The following is a 14,774-nucleotide window of genomic DNA, read 5'->3' as shown; positions in this document are numbered from 1 at the left end:
GATGGTAGTGTGGGGTTACCCATGTGAGAGTAAGTCATCGCCAGCTCATTATTCCGAAAAATCCCCCTCCGCTATAAAGCAGAGGGGGATTTTTTATGCCTGAAGGAAAGAGAAAAATAATGTAAAAGTCGCTAAAAATGAAACAAGCTGTAATCCTGTTTTTATTCCAGCTGCCGTCGGGCATGTTTAAAGGCCGTTCTGAAGCCTTCTTCCAGGGTGGGATGGTAGAATGGTTTATCCAATATCTCATCCAGGGTTAACTCCTCAGACAGGACCCAGCATAATAGATGCGCCATATGTTCGGCAGACTCTACAAACAGTTCACTTCCTAAAAACTTACGTGTTGTTTTATCAATATAAACTTCAATAGCACCTTTGTTTTTACCCAAAACTATTGCCCGACCTTGTGTTTCATATGAGACAAAGCCAGTGACAAACTCAACTTTCGATTGAGTAAGCTGTTTGAAACTCTGTCCAACAATAGCCATTTCTGGTTGACTAAAAACAATACCAAGTGGAGTAAGAGTTTTGATATTTTTAAGTTCAGGAAAGTTTAGGCAATTATGAACTACAGTTCGCCCTTCGTGAGCAGCTTCATGCTGAATTGGAGAATTGGTATGGGCATCACCAATAATGAAGATTGGATAATCAGCTAATTGTTTAGTGTGCGTATCAGCAGGAAGTTTTTTTAGATCAGTAAATTTAGAATCAATACTTTCTAGACTTAAACTGTTTAAATAACTGTTACGTCCTGTCGCCACCAATAAATAATCAGCAGTAAAACTGCTTTGAGTTCCTTTTTCTGTGTAATTAATTTTAACTTTATTACGAAATTTTCTAACTTGTTCTGGTAGTACTTCAAACTTGATATTCAATTCTTCACTTAAAGTATTCTGAGCAATCTTCTGTAGTTCTGGACTAGTAAGGGAGCCAACTTTACGACTACGTGCAAAAACAGTCGTTTTAACCCCTAAACGTTGCATGGCTTGTGCCAGTTCAATGGCTATAACACCACTGCCAATCACTGCTAATGAATTAGGTAAGGTTTCTAGTTCAAAGATTTGATCAGATGTGATGAGCTTATCACCAAGTTCATCTTTCCAATCGCTATTAATAGTTGGGGTAGATCCAACAGCGATAATAAAACTTTTAGCTTGGTAATGTTGTTGATTAACTTGAACCGTGCTTGAATCAATGAAATGTGCTTTTCCAGAGATTTTATGGGCATCATCCCAACTATTAACTTCTTTTAACGTTGCATTGGTAAAGCGATCACGTAGCTCTCTTACATGTTGCATTACTTGAGAAGTATCTATTTTAGCTGAAACACTTAGAGCAACTTCTTGAGCATGTTGAATTTCATGCATTCTGTTGGCTGTGGAGATAAGTACTTTACTTGGCATACAGCCAACACGGGCACATGTGGTATCCCAAGGACCATCATTAATAATAAGAATATTTTGGGTGTGTTTTATTGCTTCTTTATATGCAGATATTCCTGCAGTACCAGCACCGATGATAATGATGTCGTACATATGAGGACCAATGTTAGAGAATATTGTTTTAACTATATAAAAAAGCCCTCAGTCATGAGGGCTTTATATCAATAAATTACATTAATATTTAATGCTACTTGGAGATGTGAAGGTGGTTACAATGCCAGAACTTGTATTAGTAGATGTTCCTTCATACGTAATTTCATTAATGATATGTTTAAAGTTCAATACTGAATTGATTGCCGATTGTTCGAAGTTAAAAATGTTTGGACCTTCTAAGAAAATACTACCTGTATATTCTTTATCATTTAAGGATGGTGTAGTGTGTTGTATACGTGTGCCCGAAATTGATACGCTCGGCAGATTTAATGTTTCAATACCATTTAGTATTTTATAGGTGCTTGGTGTAACACCAAGTTTAGAGTCAATACGGAAGTTTAGAGGTTCAGCGAAAGCTACATTAGTATTATCATTGATTAATGTATTGAAACCAGAACCAGCTTCAGTTACATAGTACTCGCTGTTATCAGATGTAGCTGGAACTTTATAAATGCTTAATGCACCCATTACTGTTCCAGTAGTTTGGCCTGATTTTGTGACAGTTATTTTAAAATCGCTAGTTGCTTCATTGATTAGAATAAAGCGTTTTTGTAGTCCTTGTGCTTGTTGGAATGGATGCGAGAATGCGCCTGCAATTGTAATATCCTGTAAGTTTTTTAGAGGATTTTCATTTTCAAATACTAATAGGTAAGTTTCCCCATAGTAACTTTCTAAATTAGGTATAATATCATCAGATTTTAAGCGGATATTAGCAAGATCATCATATGCTATTCCTGTGGAATCAATACCTTTATCGATTATGAAATCCCAAGAATCATAGTCGGATCCAAGAAGATTATTGATTTCTTTACCTTTAAAGACATAACAAGCTCGAAAGTCTGTTTTACTTTCAGGAAAACATCGATCTAGACGATTTGTAGTATTGAATGATTTAAAATCAAGCTTACGAATATCTTTTGTGATTTTCAGAACACTTTGTGCATATGTATCGAGAGCATGGTCTACGTAACCTTTTTGTTCAGGATTTGATTGTCCAAATAATGACGCAGCTTCTACTTTCAAAGAGTTAAAAATAGTCTGTACATCCGTCGGTGATGTTGTATTGTCTGGTGCAGAGGGAGAAGTATTACTTTTACTATCATTATTATAATAACCATCACTACCACCGCCCCCGCATGCAACTAATAAACTGGCCAAAGCTAGCGCTAAAGAGCTTTTTATAAAACCCATACCTTACCCCAAAAAATTATGTTATGTAGTAAATTTGTTTATATTAGTTAAAGATAGCATACATAAAAAAATGGCGCAAAGAGCACCATATACATTATTTTGATGTTTTAAATGCTCGTTCCCACACTCACCCCAACCGTAGGTCGAACATTCATTGAGCTACATCCAACCATGACACATGAAACAAGCAGTAGAAAAATTATTTTATTCATTGAGCAATCCCAGTTTTTTCGCTTCATTAAATAATAGGGCAGAGCGGGTGCCACTTCGACATATCATTAAAATTGGTTTTGGAAGCTCATTATAATATTTTGCAAATTCAATCACGTCTGTTTCAGAAATTTTAGCACTGGTAATGGGTTAATAAATAAAACTAACATGAACTTGTTCGGCAATATTGCCCAATTGATTGACGGAAACCAGATTATCTTGTTCCTGATCAGGACAATTCACAATGACGGATCTAAAACCTTGACGCATCAAAGTTTCAAATTTGTTTGCCGTCATTTGACCTGTAACACTTACAGAAGAATTTAAACTACGGGTTAAATTAGTAGTTTCTGCAAAGATCGGTGTATTGCAGGTCAAACTTAAACTAAATAAAGCACTATAAACAACGTGCTTAATCATCCAGTAAATCCATTTGTTTTGCGATTTGATATAAATTATTTGAGCGATTACCCGTACGACAAAACATCAACACTGGTTTTGGAAGTTCATTGAAGTGATTGGCAAAAGTACGTACATCGACTTCAGTAATTTGACCCGCAACCACAGGTTGGAAAACGTAATCTAAACCGGCATTGCGTGCAGCTTCTTCAATTTGTGCACTTGTAGGTTGTTCAGGACCACCTTCCATATCCGGACGGTTGTTGATAATCGATTTAAAACCTTTCTCAGCAACTTGTGCTACTTGTTCTGGGCTAATTTGACCTGCAAAGCCGACATTTTCACTCATTTCGTCACTCCATAATTCGTTAAATAGATTTATGCTTTATGATAGCATTAAGCTGAAACTGGAGCTTAATCTGTTGAAATTTTTATAAGTGATTACAACCATAAAATAACGCAATGGAGCGCGTATGCATTCCTATATAGTTGAACCACTGTATGTAAATAGTGGGCAAGAGGTCATTGCTGCAGATTTTTACCGTCCCAAAACTGAACACAAGCCTGCTGTCATTATTATGGCGCATGGTTTGGCAGCCTTACGTCAATTTAAACTGGTTCAGTATGCCAAGCGTTTTGCTCAAGCCGGTTATGCAGTGGTATTGTTTGATTATCGTTATTGGGGCGGGAGTACGGGGCGTCCACGTGAATTGGTGTCGATTCAATCCCAATTAGAAGATTGGCGAACCATGATTGCGCATATTTTAGAGCGAAAATCAGTAGATACGCGACGGATCGTACTTTGGGGTACCTCTTTAAGCGGTGGTTATGTCTTGAATTTGGCTGCAGAATTAAAAAATGTTCAAGCCGTAATAGCTCAAATCCCCTTCGTGGATGGAACAGAAAGTGCCAAGCTTTACCCTTTACAACAACTACCGAAAGCATTAAAAATATCAAGTCAGGACTATATGGGTGCAAAAGTGGGCATGTCCCCTAAAACCTTGCCTGTCGTAGACAAAAAGGGCTTATGTTTTATGCCGACAGCCGATAGTTATGACGGATATTTATCCATTGTCAATCCAGATTATTACTGGAGTGGAGAGATTCCGGCACGGATCTTTTTCAATTTAATTCGTTATCGTCCTATTCAAGATGTGCGTAAAATTAGTGTGCCTGTTTTATTTATTGCTTCCAAACAAGATAGCCTGATTCCACTTGAGTCGAGTCGTGAAACAGCAACCAATATTGCACCTTATGTGCAATACCATGAGTGGGATATGCAACATTTTGATATATATCATGGTCAATGGTTTGAAAAAGCGATATCTACCCAATTAGAATTTTTACATCAACATATTGGAGTGAGCTAAATGATTATTGTGTGTCCTGCGTGTGGTGCTAGAAATAGAGTACCAGAAGATAAACTAGAGGCAAATCCAAACTGTGGTCAGTGTCAACATGCGCTTATTTCCCTGGCTCCAATTGAATTGAATGAGCATAATTTTAGTAATTTCGTCACTCATAGTGAATTGCCTGTGCTCATTGACTTATGGGCAGAATGGTGTGGTCCTTGCAAGATGATGGCCCCTCATTTTGAACAAGTGGCAAAACAAAATCCGAGAGTGATTTTTGCGAAAATTAATACCGAAGAATCACCGCGACTCAGTGGTGCTTTTAGTGTGCGGAGTATTCCCACATTAGTTTTGATGAATAAAGCCAACGAAATTGCTAGAATAAGTGGTGCTTTACGATCTACAGAGCTGCAACAGTGGCTAGATCAACAATTGAATGCCAAAACTGGGAGCTAATGTGTCAGATACTTATGTAAAACCTGAAGGAACTCTTTCCCTTCAAACCATTGCGATGCCAGCAGATACCAACTGGAGTGGTGATGTCTTTGGTGGGTGGATTGTTTCACAAATGGATTTGGCAGGTGCAATTCATGCAGAGCGTTTCAGTAAAGGGCGCTGTGCAACCATTTCGATTAATCAAATGACTTTTCTGGTTCCTGTAAAAGTCGGTGATGTGATTAGTTGCTATACCAAGATTTTAAAAGTGGGTAATACCTCTATTCAAATGCAAATTGAAGTGTGGGACAGTCATGACGATTCACGTGAACCGATCCGTGTGACAGAAGGGGTATTTACCTTTGTTGCGGTAGACGTGAAAGGTGGAAAGCGTCAGATTCCCGATGATGTAAAACAAAAATATTTAGCATCGCAACCAGCGTAATAATCAAAGAAAAAAGCCCAATCATGATTGGGCTTTTTCTATTTTGAATTTTTTAAAATAGCATCTGGTTTATTTTGAGCTAAGCAATTTTCTACAGAAGTAAAAATTCGTCACTTAATTTAGCTTTAGGTAACGAACATTAAAAATTAAATTATCTTTTTAATTGTGACTTGGATACCCAAGCCCACAGCATTTCGCATTGAATTGGCTCTTCACCTGATTCATCAGTAACCTTTACGGCAACCAGCGTTTCACCTTTTTCAGTGCTTTGCATTAATTTTTGCTGATCATCGGTAAGTGTTGCAGTTGCAATCATGGCACCTTGGCTTGGACGTTTAAAATCGACTTTGAAACTTTTAATGAGCACAATACAGGAGTCAGGAACATTCATGCCCGTGACAAAACCGGTGGCTGTTTCAGCAATCAGCGCCATGGCACAGGCATGTACCTGACCAATATGGTTCTGCATCGCACGATGGTTTTCGATTTTCACCACCACTTTGGCGTGGCTCACTTCGAGATAGCGAATATTGGCGCTACCCACCATCGGCACGACCCGACCAAACGCTTTGCTCCACAGTGTGCTGCGGATTCCTTTGGGTAATTTAGCGGTTGCTTTCACCAGTTTTGATAAGCGATTGGTCGGTGTCATGAAGTTCCTCGACTTTTTATTGCATCAATGCATTAGTCTTTAAAGTTATTAAACTGCAAAGGCACACCAAATTGTTGTTCTTTTAAGAACGCCATAATTTGTTGTAAAGTATCGCGCTTCTTGTCAGTTACACGAATCTTGTCGCCTTGAATAGAAGATTGCGCTTTAATGCCGCTTTCTTTAATGGCTTTATTAATTTTTTTTGCAGTATCAGAGTCAAGACCATCTTTAAGCTTAATCACTTGAATGACATTTTTACCTGAAGCGGTCATTTTTTGTGGATCAAGGGCTTGAATATCAACTTTACGTTTAAAAAAATGATTTTCCAGCATGCTATACACTTGTTCGCATTGGAAATCACTTTCTGTGGTAATCTTGATTTCTTTATTTTTTTCGCTTAATTCAATAGAAACGTCTTGGCCACGGAAGTCAAAACGTGTCGCAATTTCTTTTTGCGTGTTTTGAACAGCATGATTTACTTCAAAAATTTCTAATTCAGATACAATATCGAAAGAAGGCATGGTTTAGACCTTTACAAAGGGAAAGAATATCTGAGATGCTAGGGATGTTTTCTTCATTTGCCAAGTGTTGTTTACATCAAAGGAGTGCACAATGATCCGTAAGCAAGAAATTACAACATTTGAGTTCCCAGAAAATGCGGTTATCTGGGATGTTCGTGATACAAAAGCCTTTGCTGAAGGTCATGTAAAAGGTGCTGTAAATCAGCCCATCGATGACTTGAGTGCAGAAAGCTTAACTCAAGTGGAGTCGGATCAGACCATTTACATTTTATGTGGTGGCGGTAGTAAAGCACCACGTGCTGCTGAAAAGTTAGATAGCTTGGATAGCTCACGTGAGTATGTTGTATTGATGGGTGGCACTCGTGCTGCACGCGATGCAGGATTCCCTTTAGAACAGGGCGCTTAAGAAAAAAGCACCGTAAGGTGCTTTTTTAATGGCTAAAAAATGAATTCCGCTCAATCCTTCTGGGTATAAAGGAGGATTTTTATTTTGCTGGTTTTTTAGAGCGAGCTTGGGACTGGTTTTTGATAATAAGGCTTTTTCGGTTTTACTTTTTTAATAAAGCGTCGCGGATTAAGTTTGTTTACCCAATATGAAGTCATTGGGCAGGCTTCCTCTAAAACTTGAGCAGCCAAGACTTCACTACACAGCGGTGCAAATAAAAAGCCTTTAGAGCCTAAAGCGGTAAAGGTATAAATTTCCGCATCTGGCTGAATTTTGCCAAGTAAGGGGAAATAGTCCGGGCTTTGTGTGCGTACCGAGGCACGACCTTGCCAGGTTTCAACAGGTGGCAAAGATTGTGCATAATGTGGAAAGACACTGTGGATCAGGGAATAGTTATGCACATGATCTTCAGTTAAGACTTCATCGTCATCTCGATCTGGATAAAAAGAAGCCCCTAAAATCAGATGCTGTTCATCCAACTGCATGCAATAACCACCGTAGCTATAAGCCTGTTCAGGCTGTAACGGCTGATTCGCATTATTCACCCAACTGACTTGCCCACGATTCGGTTTAAGTTTTGGGAATTGTTGCGCAAAGTTTTTACTGTTCAGGGCCGCACAAACAATCACGTGATCAAACTCACCCAAACATTGTTGCTTGATGTCGATCACTTGAATATTAGATTGTGTTTTTAATTCAACGATTTCCGCTTGCTGAAATTGAATAGCAGGATGCGCTAAAATTTGATCGCGTAATTGATGTGGTGAAATGGTACCTGCTTGTAATAATTTTAAGCTCGGAAATTCAGTTTTAAGATCACTTTGATTTACTTTTTCCGCAAATACGCCGAATGGATATTGTCCTGTGAGTTCAAGTAAATCATCGTCCTGTTTAAGCGCCAATTGATTGACCTGAATCGGGCGAAAAGCTTTAAATTTTTGATAATGCGGAATCGCATATTGCCATGCCAAAGTCACCAAATGCTCAGCACTTTGCTCAATACGACCTAATCTGGGATTGAGTAATGCCAGTGGATTACCAGAGGCTCCTGCAAGAGGCGCTGATTGGTCGTAAATCGTGATTTGATGACCACGTCTGGCAAAGGCATAGGCACAACTTAAACCCGCTATTCCTGCGCCAATAACCGCAATTTTACGTTGTTTAAATGTTGAAGCTGAATTTATTAATTCGGATTGTTCTGTCTCTGCGGATTCTGACTTAAGGATTTCTTGATCTTTCGCTTCAGGAGGATTCCAGATTGCTGTGAGCATCTGACGTTTATGCTTAAAACCGGGTGGGAGAGAAATCGTAATTCCAGGCTCGCTTAAACCACGTTTTAAAATACCCGCCACACTAAAAGAGGCAAAGGTCGTTCCATAGTCAGACAGTCGGACAACATGACTTAAAATATTATCTTGCCAGAGATCGGGATTGCAAGCAGGTGAGAAGCCATCTAAAAACCATGCATCTACGGCTTTGGTTTTGGCAATGGCAGGCAAGACATCATTGGCATCACCCAGCCATAAATCTATGGAAAAACGATCGTCAGGGAAGTTCAGTCGGTGACAGCCGGCAATTGGCAGTGGGTATTGCTCGATCAGCTGTTGGGCTAAAGGTTGTAGTTCAGGCCAGACCTTGAGTGCGCGAATGAAATCAGCTTTGCTGAGTGGAAATTTTTCCACGCTGATCAAGTGTAGATGACTTCGGTTGTTGGGACGAACCTGTTGCCACATTTGCCATAACGCTAAAGCATTTAAAGCGGTACCAAAACCGGTTTCGCCGACACAAAAATATTCAAAATCTTGCAGCTTTGCTAAACGTGTTGCGAGGTCATTACCATTCAAAAAGACATGTCGGGTTTCGAGTAAACCATTGTCCCTAGAAAAATAGATATCCCCAAACTGTTTGGAGACAGGAATATCAATTCCATCAACACATTGCCAATCAAGATCGGCAGTCTGAATTGCGCTAGACAAAACCTAAACAACCTTTAAAACAAAAATAGATAGAGATGTTTTACCACTGACGACGACGTTTGGTATAGACATAACTTGCAATCAAGAATCCCAACAAGACACCGATTGCAATGGTCGCAGCACCGTATAAAAACATTTGCGCACTACGTTCACTTTGTAAAACTTGAACTTGAACGCCCAAGCTATCATTTTTCAATTGCAGCTCTTGATTTTGCGATAATGCATCTAAATTGGCTTTTTCCAATTGTTGTAAACGGGTCGCCTGATCCTTAACTAAGGCTTTAACTTTGGCCTCTTGCAACGCTTTATTTTTCGCAATTTGTTCTGCTGTTAAAGGTTTTGCATCTTGTGGTAGACCGTTGGCGTCAACGCTACCAGCAGCAGGAACAGTGCCGGATTGATTTGCAGGCAACGTTTGTGGTTTTTGGGTCTGTGGCGGTGGTGTTGCAGCCGTTGCTTGAGTAGCAGGTGCCGGAGCAACAGGAGCGGTTTCTACCGCCCATGCAGTTGAACAGATAAGAGATAAACCCAATAAGCTTGAAACAACAACGCGCATGATTTTATCCTTGAGGGAACGCTTTATTAAAAGGTTTCACATCAATATGACCGTATACGCCTTCTTTTAAGAAAGGCTCTTCTTGTAGCCATGCATCAAGCGCTTCACGAGATTCAAAGTCAACAATAATGGTACTGCCATAGAAACCTGCTTGTGGATTGCTCGGATCTTTCGGCATGGCACCCGCAACAATTAAGCGACCTTGATCATTTAATTTTTGTAGACGTTCAAGATGTTGTGGGCGTGTAGCAAGACGTTTTTCTACTGTACCTTCGTTATCTGTACAGCTTACGACGAATAAAGGCATATTCTTTCTCGATCTGTTGACCTAAATTATTCTTCAGGCGACTTAAAATATTTGCGCAAGACAATAAACTGAATAATGATAAAGGAAAACATCACAATCATGTCACCAAATGCAGTGAATTCGCCCCAATATTTTCCACCTAAAAATAAAAAAGCGAAGAAAATATGCAGGCAGGACATGAATATGAACATTGCAGCCCAGGCAAAGTTTAAATTTTTCCAGCCTTTTGTCGTTAAATTGAAAATTGGACCAAATAAACGCTGAATTAGCGGTTTCTTGTCTTTCATAAAATACGGTGAAAGTAAGAATGCACCTGCGAAGATAATATTTAAAAGGACAGCTTTCAAACGAATATAAAAATCATCGCTGAGCATTAAAGTGACGCCACCAAAAATTACCGTCATAAACAACACAATCCATTGTTGTTTGTCTAAACGGAATTTTTGTATAACAAACAAAGCCCCATATACCACAAGCATGGAAATAATCAGGCCAGTGGTTGCAACCAAAATATTATTGTTATCTATACCGCCTGCAGAACCAATCAATTGAAGCAACGGATGCTCAGTATCTTTGGGATCAACGGTTTTATATAAATAAAAGAAAATAATGAGTGGCACAAAGTCTAAAAGTGCTTTCATGTTAGAGTATCTAAATCTGATCAAATAAATGACGTAGTATAAGTGATGCAAGGCGTAGATTTACATACACACAGTAATATTTCTGATGGAACTTTATCTCCAGAACAACTTGTGCATGCAGCCATTGAAAAAGGTATTCATACCCTTGCGCTGACTGACCACGATACTATGGATGGCGTAAAATTAGCTGAAAAAGTCGCATTAGATTTACCATTGAACATTATTTCAGGTGTGGAAATTTCCAGTCAATGGTCACGACCGGCAACTCAAAAAAGTTATGGGGTACATATTGTTGCCTTAAATATGCAAAATCCAGAGCCCTTGCAGATTTTACTGGAACAACAAAAACAGATTCGCGCCATTCGCGCCAAACAGATTTGCGATTTGCTGATTCCACTGATTGGTCAGGACATTTATGCAGATGTGATTGTCAAAGTGGATGGCATTGCAGATCGGATCACCCGCACCCATATTGCCAAAACCTTAGTCGAAAAAAAGATTGTGAACCGCCCGCAACAAGCTTTCGATAAATATATAAAAGAAGGTAAAAAAGCTTACGTGAAATTTGATGGGCTGGGTTTGGAAGAAACCATTAAGGTGATTCAGGCAAGCGAAGGCTATGCCGTGCTGGCGCATCCGACCAAATATGATTTATCAGCCACCAATATTCGCTATTTGATTGAGATCTTTGCTAAATTCGGTGGAGATGCGGTTGAACTTCCTCCAGCGATTGAACCTGCGTCTACACGTCATATGGTTGATCGTATGATTGCAGAATTTGATTTAAAAGTTTCTGTCGGTAGCGATTTTCATGGCGATCATATGCCGTGGATTCGATTGGGCAATATTCCACGGCTCAAAGAAGGGCAAGTGGGGATTTGGGAGAGTTTTGTTTAGTTATTCCCTCATCCCAACCTTCTCCCAGAGGGAGAAGGAGTTCCCTCTCCTTATAGGAGAGGGCTAGGGAGAGGTAATAAATTAGAGCAAATTATGATCCTGCGCCTGAATCGGTGGAGGAGTCGGTTTACCCAAGGTTCCCAACAGTTCAATTTCAATGGTACGTACCATTGAATCTAAAGGTAAATCATTACTTTGCGTACCAAACGGTTCTTCAATTTCTGAGCTGAGCGCATCTAAGCCCAAAAAGGTATAAGCCAAAATACCGACCATTAAGGGTGTTGCTAAACCTAGGGTCGAGCCCAAACTAAAAGGCAACATGAAACAGAAGAAATACACGGTACGATTGAGCAGAACCGAATAGGCAAATGGCAAAGGCGTGGTCGCAATACGGTCACAACCGGTTTGAACCAGACTCAGTTCAGCGACATGCTGGTTCATTTGCATATAAATAATATCGGAAATTTCACCTTCTTTAAGGGCTTGCATTAATTCCCACTGAATCAAACTCAAGGTGTATTGCGGAGCATTGGCTTGTTGGTAAAGCTGAGTTAAAGCCTGCTGGCTCATACCACTGGTTTCAACCAATGCCATTTGATTTGCAGTTTGATGACGTAAACGATCACGCAAAACATTGGCAAACACAATCACATGCTGAATCACACGTTCACGGCGGCCTTGGCTGAGCATACGACAATCGCGGTCAAAGTGCCGGGCATTGGCAATCAGCATGCCCCAAAGTTTACGCGCTTCCCACCAGCGGTCATAACAGGCTGTATTTTTAAAACCCAGAAAAATGGACAGCACTACCCCAATGAGGGTAAAGCCAACTAGGGGAAGTTCTGGAAAGTGAAAATAACCAATATAAGATAATCCACCAATCACGGCAGAAATGAGCATGACCACGCCTAAAGGTGGCAAAACCTTGGGCAGAATGGTTCCACGCCAAGAAAATAGCAGCCTAAATATACTAGGTTGGTCACGCACAATCATATTATTAGTATCATCAAAATTTTTATTGATCTTCAGTGTTAGCAGGGGTTTTGTCAATATTTGTTACATTTATTATTGGGGCTGAATTAGACCATGTTCTGCAAACGAGTAGCTCCCTTCGGGTGAAACAATACAATGATCTATTAAGTTGATTTCTAATAAATGACAGGCCGTTGAAATACGCTGGGTTAACTCAATATCTGCACCGGAAGCATGTGCTCTGCCAAAAGGATGGTTATGCGCAATCACGATGTTACTGGCATGTTGATTAATGGCATGGCGCAGCAATTGATTAATCGAAATTTCACACGAATTTAAGGAACCATAGAACATTTTTTTAAAGCTTATTTTTCTTAAATGGACATCCAGGCAAAGCACTGCAAAAATTTCTTGGGTTTCACCCAATAATTCAAATTTCAAAAAATCCAATAAAGCTTTTGAGTGACTCAATTCAATTTTTTCTTGTTTTAAATGTTGCGAAATATAACGCCGTCCCAGTTCTTTTACTGCCATCAGCTGTACATATTTGGTTTCGCCAATGCCATGAAACTGGCTTAAATCCTGAAGTGTAGTATCAAAAATAGGATTTAATCCGCCAAAATGCTGCAACAGTATGCGAGACAGTTCAACAGCGGAATGTTGCCTGGAACCGGAACGTAAAAAGATTGCGAGCAGTTCTGCATCTGACAAACTGGATGCACCTTGTTGAATCAGTCTTTCGCGTGGACGTTCTTGTTCTGGCCAATGTTTGATCGATGAATTCATTTTCTTAGACTTTTTTATTATGAGTGAGAGTGATTAGACCCAAGTGCTGACTTGGGCATGACTTTATTTAATGATATTGTGAGCGCCACTGCAACACAAAGGTAGCCTGTTTGTGAGCTTCGATTTGAGTGTGATTCCAAATAAAAACATTGTTTTAGCTGTAACTGGTGGTATCGCGGCCTATAAAAGTGCCATTTTAGTCCGTCGCTTAAAAGATGCGGGCTTCAATGTCCGTGTGGTGATGACGCAAGGCGCTCAAGCATTTATTACGCCGCTAACCTTCCAGGCCTTGTCGGGAAATCCGGTACATACTGAATTACTCAATCCTGAAGCCGAAGCGGGCATGGGGCATATTGAATTGGCACGTTGGGCCGATTTATTGCTGGTTGCGCCTGCAAGCTGTAACACTTTAGCGAAATTTGCTGCGGGTTTGGCAGATGATTTATTAAGTACTTTATATCTGGCAACCAAATCTCCAGTTTGGGTGGCTCCTGCCATGAATCAGCAAATGTGGGCAGCCAAAGCCACACAGCGTAATTTAAATACGCTGGTTGAAGATGGCGTACATGTGATTATGCCGGATGCCGGTTCACAAGCTTGTGGTGATGTCGGTTTGGGGCGTATGCCTGAGCCGGAAGATTTAGCACGACAAGTGACTGAATACTTCCATAAAGCACAACGCGCGATTGCCGAAAAATTTGGTATGTTGGCAGGGAAGCATGTGGTGATTACTGCGGGACCTACCCGTGAAGCGATGGATCCAGTCCGTTATATTTCCAACCATAGTACCGGGAAGATGGGTTTTTCCTTGGCAGCTGCCTGTTATGCAGCAGGTGCGAAAGTGACATTGATTGCTGGTCCAGTCAGTTTAGATACACCGAATGGTGTACGCCGTATTAATGTTTCCTCTGCTGTACAAATGTTGGACATCAGCATGAAAATGCTAGATGAAGGTTGCGATATCTTTATTGCGACTGCAGCAGTGGCTGATTATCGCGTAGCAGAAGTTGCCCAACATAAAATTAAAAAAGCTGGTGATGAGCTGAATGTTTCTTTAATTAAAAATCCAGATATTGTGGCGACCATTGCACAGCAGCAAAAACGTCCATTTATGGTCGGATTTGCCGCAGAAACCCGTAATGTCGAAGAATATGCAGCCGGTAAACTGGTTGCGAAAAAACTCGACATGATTGCCTGTAATGATGTATCACGGCCTGATATTGGGTTCGCATCTGATGAAAATGCCATGATTGTGTTCTTTGCCGAGCAGTATCAAATGCAGAAGCGTGATCTGGAAAAAGCTTCAAAACAGGAAATTGCGCAGCAGCTGGTAGAAGCGATTCATGACGCGTTGCACCATGAAATAGAGCCGGTTTAAAGAAGCTGAAGTTATT

17 protein-coding genes and 1 pseudogene are annotated in these 14,774 nt (G+C 40.2%); 6 read left to right on the top strand and 12 right to left on the bottom strand.

Annotated features, from left to right (window positions below; all coding sequences use genetic code 11):
- Positions 1-161 precede the first annotated feature (161 nt).
- The 4 genes and pseudogenes from HLH14_RS07740 to HLH14_RS07725 all read right to left on the bottom strand — a co-directional run bounded on the left by HLH14_RS07740 (position 162) and on the right by HLH14_RS07725 (position 3,744).
- Entirely contained in the window at positions 162-1,535 is a 1,374-nt protein-coding gene (locus tag HLH14_RS07740) for a dihydrolipoyl dehydrogenase (RefSeq protein WP_171532867.1), read from the bottom strand.
- A gap of 81 nt (positions 1,536-1,616) precedes the next feature.
- Complete coding sequence (locus HLH14_RS07735) at positions 1,617-2,786, bottom strand: hypothetical protein (RefSeq protein ID WP_067723060.1); 1,170 nt, start codon at positions 2,784-2,786, stop codon at positions 1,617-1,619.
- A 204-nt stretch (positions 2,787-2,990) separates the two neighbouring features.
- Positions 2,991-3,416 (bottom strand): annotated as a pseudogene (locus HLH14_RS07730) (protein tyrosine phosphatase family protein).
- Positions 3,409-3,744 carry a protein tyrosine phosphatase family protein gene (locus HLH14_RS07725; RefSeq protein WP_067723058.1) on the bottom strand — a complete coding sequence of 112 codons (336 nt, stop codon included), beginning with the start codon at positions 3,742-3,744 and terminating at the stop codon, positions 3,409-3,411. Before HLH14_RS07725 ends, HLH14_RS07730 begins: the two are co-directional and overlap by 8 nt.
- 124 nt (positions 3,745-3,868) lie before the next feature.
- On the opposite strand from HLH14_RS07725, the gene HLH14_RS07720 reads away from it, so the two are divergent.
- From HLH14_RS07720 to HLH14_RS07710, 3 genes are read left to right on the top strand one after another with little or no spacing between them, the layout of a single operon-like run.
- The gene (locus HLH14_RS07720; RefSeq protein WP_067723057.1) at positions 3,869-4,765 is read left to right on the top strand and encodes an alpha/beta hydrolase; all 897 of its coding nucleotides are present in this window, start codon (positions 3,869-3,871) and stop codon (positions 4,763-4,765) included.
- Positions 4,766-5,203: a thioredoxin TrxC gene (gene trxC / locus HLH14_RS07715; protein WP_171532866.1), complete on the top strand. Its 438-nt coding sequence runs from the start codon at positions 4,766-4,768 to the stop codon at positions 5,201-5,203.
- A 1-nt stretch (position 5,204) separates the two neighbouring features.
- Positions 5,205-5,627, top strand: a complete 423-nt coding sequence (locus HLH14_RS07710) for an acyl-CoA thioesterase (RefSeq protein ID WP_067723055.1) — start codon at positions 5,205-5,207, stop codon at positions 5,625-5,627.
- 151 nt (positions 5,628-5,778) lie between these two features.
- Here the strand turns inward: HLH14_RS07710 and HLH14_RS07705 are convergent, their stop codons facing one another.
- Both HLH14_RS07705 and HLH14_RS07700 read right to left on the bottom strand, forming a co-directional pair.
- On the bottom strand, positions 5,779-6,279 hold the full coding sequence (locus HLH14_RS07705) for a DUF4442 domain-containing protein (protein WP_067723053.1): 501 nt from the start codon (positions 6,277-6,279) through the stop codon (positions 5,779-5,781).
- 32 nt (positions 6,280-6,311) lie between these two features.
- Positions 6,312-6,800 (bottom strand): YajQ family cyclic di-GMP-binding protein, encoded by a 489-nt coding sequence (locus HLH14_RS07700; protein WP_067723050.1) that lies wholly within the window; start codon positions 6,798-6,800, stop codon positions 6,312-6,314.
- Positions 6,801-6,891: 91 nt separating this feature from the next.
- Here HLH14_RS07700 and HLH14_RS07695 point away from each other — a divergent pair, with 91 nt between their 5' ends.
- On the top strand, positions 6,892-7,206 hold the full coding sequence (locus tag HLH14_RS07695; RefSeq protein WP_067723048.1) for a rhodanese-like domain-containing protein: 315 nt from the start codon (positions 6,892-6,894) through the stop codon (positions 7,204-7,206).
- A gap of 95 nt (positions 7,207-7,301) precedes the next feature.
- Here the strand turns inward: HLH14_RS07695 and mnmC are convergent, their stop codons facing one another.
- From mnmC to HLH14_RS07675, 4 genes are read right to left on the bottom strand one after another with little or no spacing between them, the layout of a single operon-like run.
- A complete protein-coding gene (gene mnmC / locus HLH14_RS07690) occupies positions 7,302-9,221 on the bottom strand; it encodes a bifunctional tRNA (5-methylaminomethyl-2-thiouridine)(34)-methyltransferase MnmC2/FAD-dependent 5-carboxymethylaminomethyl-2-thiouridine(34) oxidoreductase MnmC1 (RefSeq protein ID WP_067723046.1) in 1,920 nt (639 codons plus the stop codon).
- Positions 9,222-9,261: 40 nt separating this feature from the next.
- A complete protein-coding gene (locus tag HLH14_RS07685; protein WP_067723044.1) occupies positions 9,262-9,777 on the bottom strand; it encodes a hypothetical protein in 516 nt (171 codons plus the stop codon).
- A gap of 4 nt (positions 9,778-9,781) precedes the next feature.
- Entirely contained in the window at positions 9,782-10,084 is a 303-nt protein-coding gene (locus HLH14_RS07680) for a YciI family protein (RefSeq protein WP_067723042.1), read from the bottom strand.
- A 26-nt stretch (positions 10,085-10,110) separates the two neighbouring features.
- Positions 10,111-10,725, bottom strand: coding sequence for a septation protein IspZ (locus HLH14_RS07675; protein WP_067723040.1), 615 nt, complete (start codon positions 10,723-10,725; stop codon positions 10,111-10,113).
- A gap of 45 nt (positions 10,726-10,770) precedes the next feature.
- Between HLH14_RS07675 and HLH14_RS07670 the strand changes: the two genes are divergently transcribed.
- Positions 10,771-11,622, top strand: a complete 852-nt coding sequence (locus HLH14_RS07670) for a PHP domain-containing protein (protein ID WP_067723038.1) — start codon at positions 10,771-10,773, stop codon at positions 11,620-11,622.
- 81 nt (positions 11,623-11,703) lie between these two features.
- Here HLH14_RS07670 and HLH14_RS07665 read toward each other — a convergent pair whose 3' ends face one another.
- Both HLH14_RS07665 and radC read right to left on the bottom strand, forming a co-directional pair.
- Complete coding sequence (locus HLH14_RS07665) at positions 11,704-12,615, bottom strand: bestrophin family protein (protein ID WP_067723036.1); 912 nt, start codon at positions 12,613-12,615, stop codon at positions 11,704-11,706.
- A 72-nt stretch (positions 12,616-12,687) separates the two neighbouring features.
- Positions 12,688-13,380, bottom strand: coding sequence for a RadC family protein (gene radC, locus HLH14_RS07660; protein WP_067723034.1), 693 nt, complete (start codon positions 13,378-13,380; stop codon positions 12,688-12,690).
- A 112-nt stretch (positions 13,381-13,492) separates the two neighbouring features.
- Here radC and coaBC point away from each other — a divergent pair, with 112 nt between their 5' ends.
- Positions 13,493-14,758 carry a bifunctional phosphopantothenoylcysteine decarboxylase/phosphopantothenate--cysteine ligase CoaBC gene (coaBC, locus tag HLH14_RS07655; RefSeq protein WP_067723033.1) on the top strand — a complete coding sequence of 422 codons (1,266 nt, stop codon included), beginning with the start codon at positions 13,493-13,495 and terminating at the stop codon, positions 14,756-14,758.
- The last annotated feature ends 16 nt before the right edge of the window (positions 14,759-14,774 follow it).

This window comes from Acinetobacter terrae (assembly GCF_013004375.1).
GTDB lineage: Bacteria > Pseudomonadota > Gammaproteobacteria > Pseudomonadales > Moraxellaceae > Acinetobacter > Acinetobacter terrae.
The sequence above is the reverse complement of the archived record's forward strand: the minus strand, read 5'-3'. Positions and strand labels throughout refer to the sequence as shown.

Coding starts and splice junctions, on each gene's coding strand:
- HLH14_RS07740 (WP_171532867.1), bottom strand. CDS start 1,535: ATGTACGACATCATTATCATCGGTGCTGGTACTGCAGGAATATCTGCA.
- HLH14_RS07735 (WP_067723060.1), bottom strand. CDS start 2,786: ATGGGTTTTATAAAAAGCTCTTTAGCGCTAGCTTTGGCCAGTTTATTA.
- HLH14_RS07725 (WP_067723058.1), bottom strand. CDS start 3,744: ATGAGTGAAAATGTCGGCTTTGCAGGTCAAATTAGCCCAGAACAAGTA.
- HLH14_RS07720 (WP_067723057.1), top strand. CDS start 3,869: ATGCATTCCTATATAGTTGAACCACTGTATGTAAATAGTGGGCAAGAG.
- trxC (WP_171532866.1), top strand. CDS start 4,766: ATGATTATTGTGTGTCCTGCGTGTGGTGCTAGAAATAGAGTACCAGAA.
- HLH14_RS07705 (WP_067723053.1), bottom strand. CDS start 6,279: ATGACACCGACCAATCGCTTATCAAAACTGGTGAAAGCAACCGCTAAA.
- HLH14_RS07700 (WP_067723050.1), bottom strand. CDS start 6,800: ATGCCTTCTTTCGATATTGTATCTGAATTAGAAATTTTTGAAGTAAAT.
- HLH14_RS07695 (WP_067723048.1), top strand. CDS start 6,892: ATGATCCGTAAGCAAGAAATTACAACATTTGAGTTCCCAGAAAATGCG.
- HLH14_RS07685 (WP_067723044.1), bottom strand. CDS start 9,777: ATGCGCGTTGTTGTTTCAAGCTTATTGGGTTTATCTCTTATCTGTTCA.
- HLH14_RS07680 (WP_067723042.1), bottom strand. CDS start 10,084: ATGCCTTTATTCGTCGTAAGCTGTACAGATAACGAAGGTACAGTAGAA.
- HLH14_RS07675 (WP_067723040.1), bottom strand. CDS start 10,725: ATGAAAGCACTTTTAGACTTTGTGCCACTCATTATTTTCTTTTATTTA.
- HLH14_RS07670 (WP_067723038.1), top strand. CDS start 10,771: ATGCAAGGCGTAGATTTACATACACACAGTAATATTTCTGATGGAACT.
- HLH14_RS07665 (WP_067723036.1), bottom strand. CDS start 12,615: ATGATTGTGCGTGACCAACCTAGTATATTTAGGCTGCTATTTTCTTGG.
- radC (WP_067723034.1), bottom strand. CDS start 13,380: ATGAATTCATCGATCAAACATTGGCCAGAACAAGAACGTCCACGCGAA.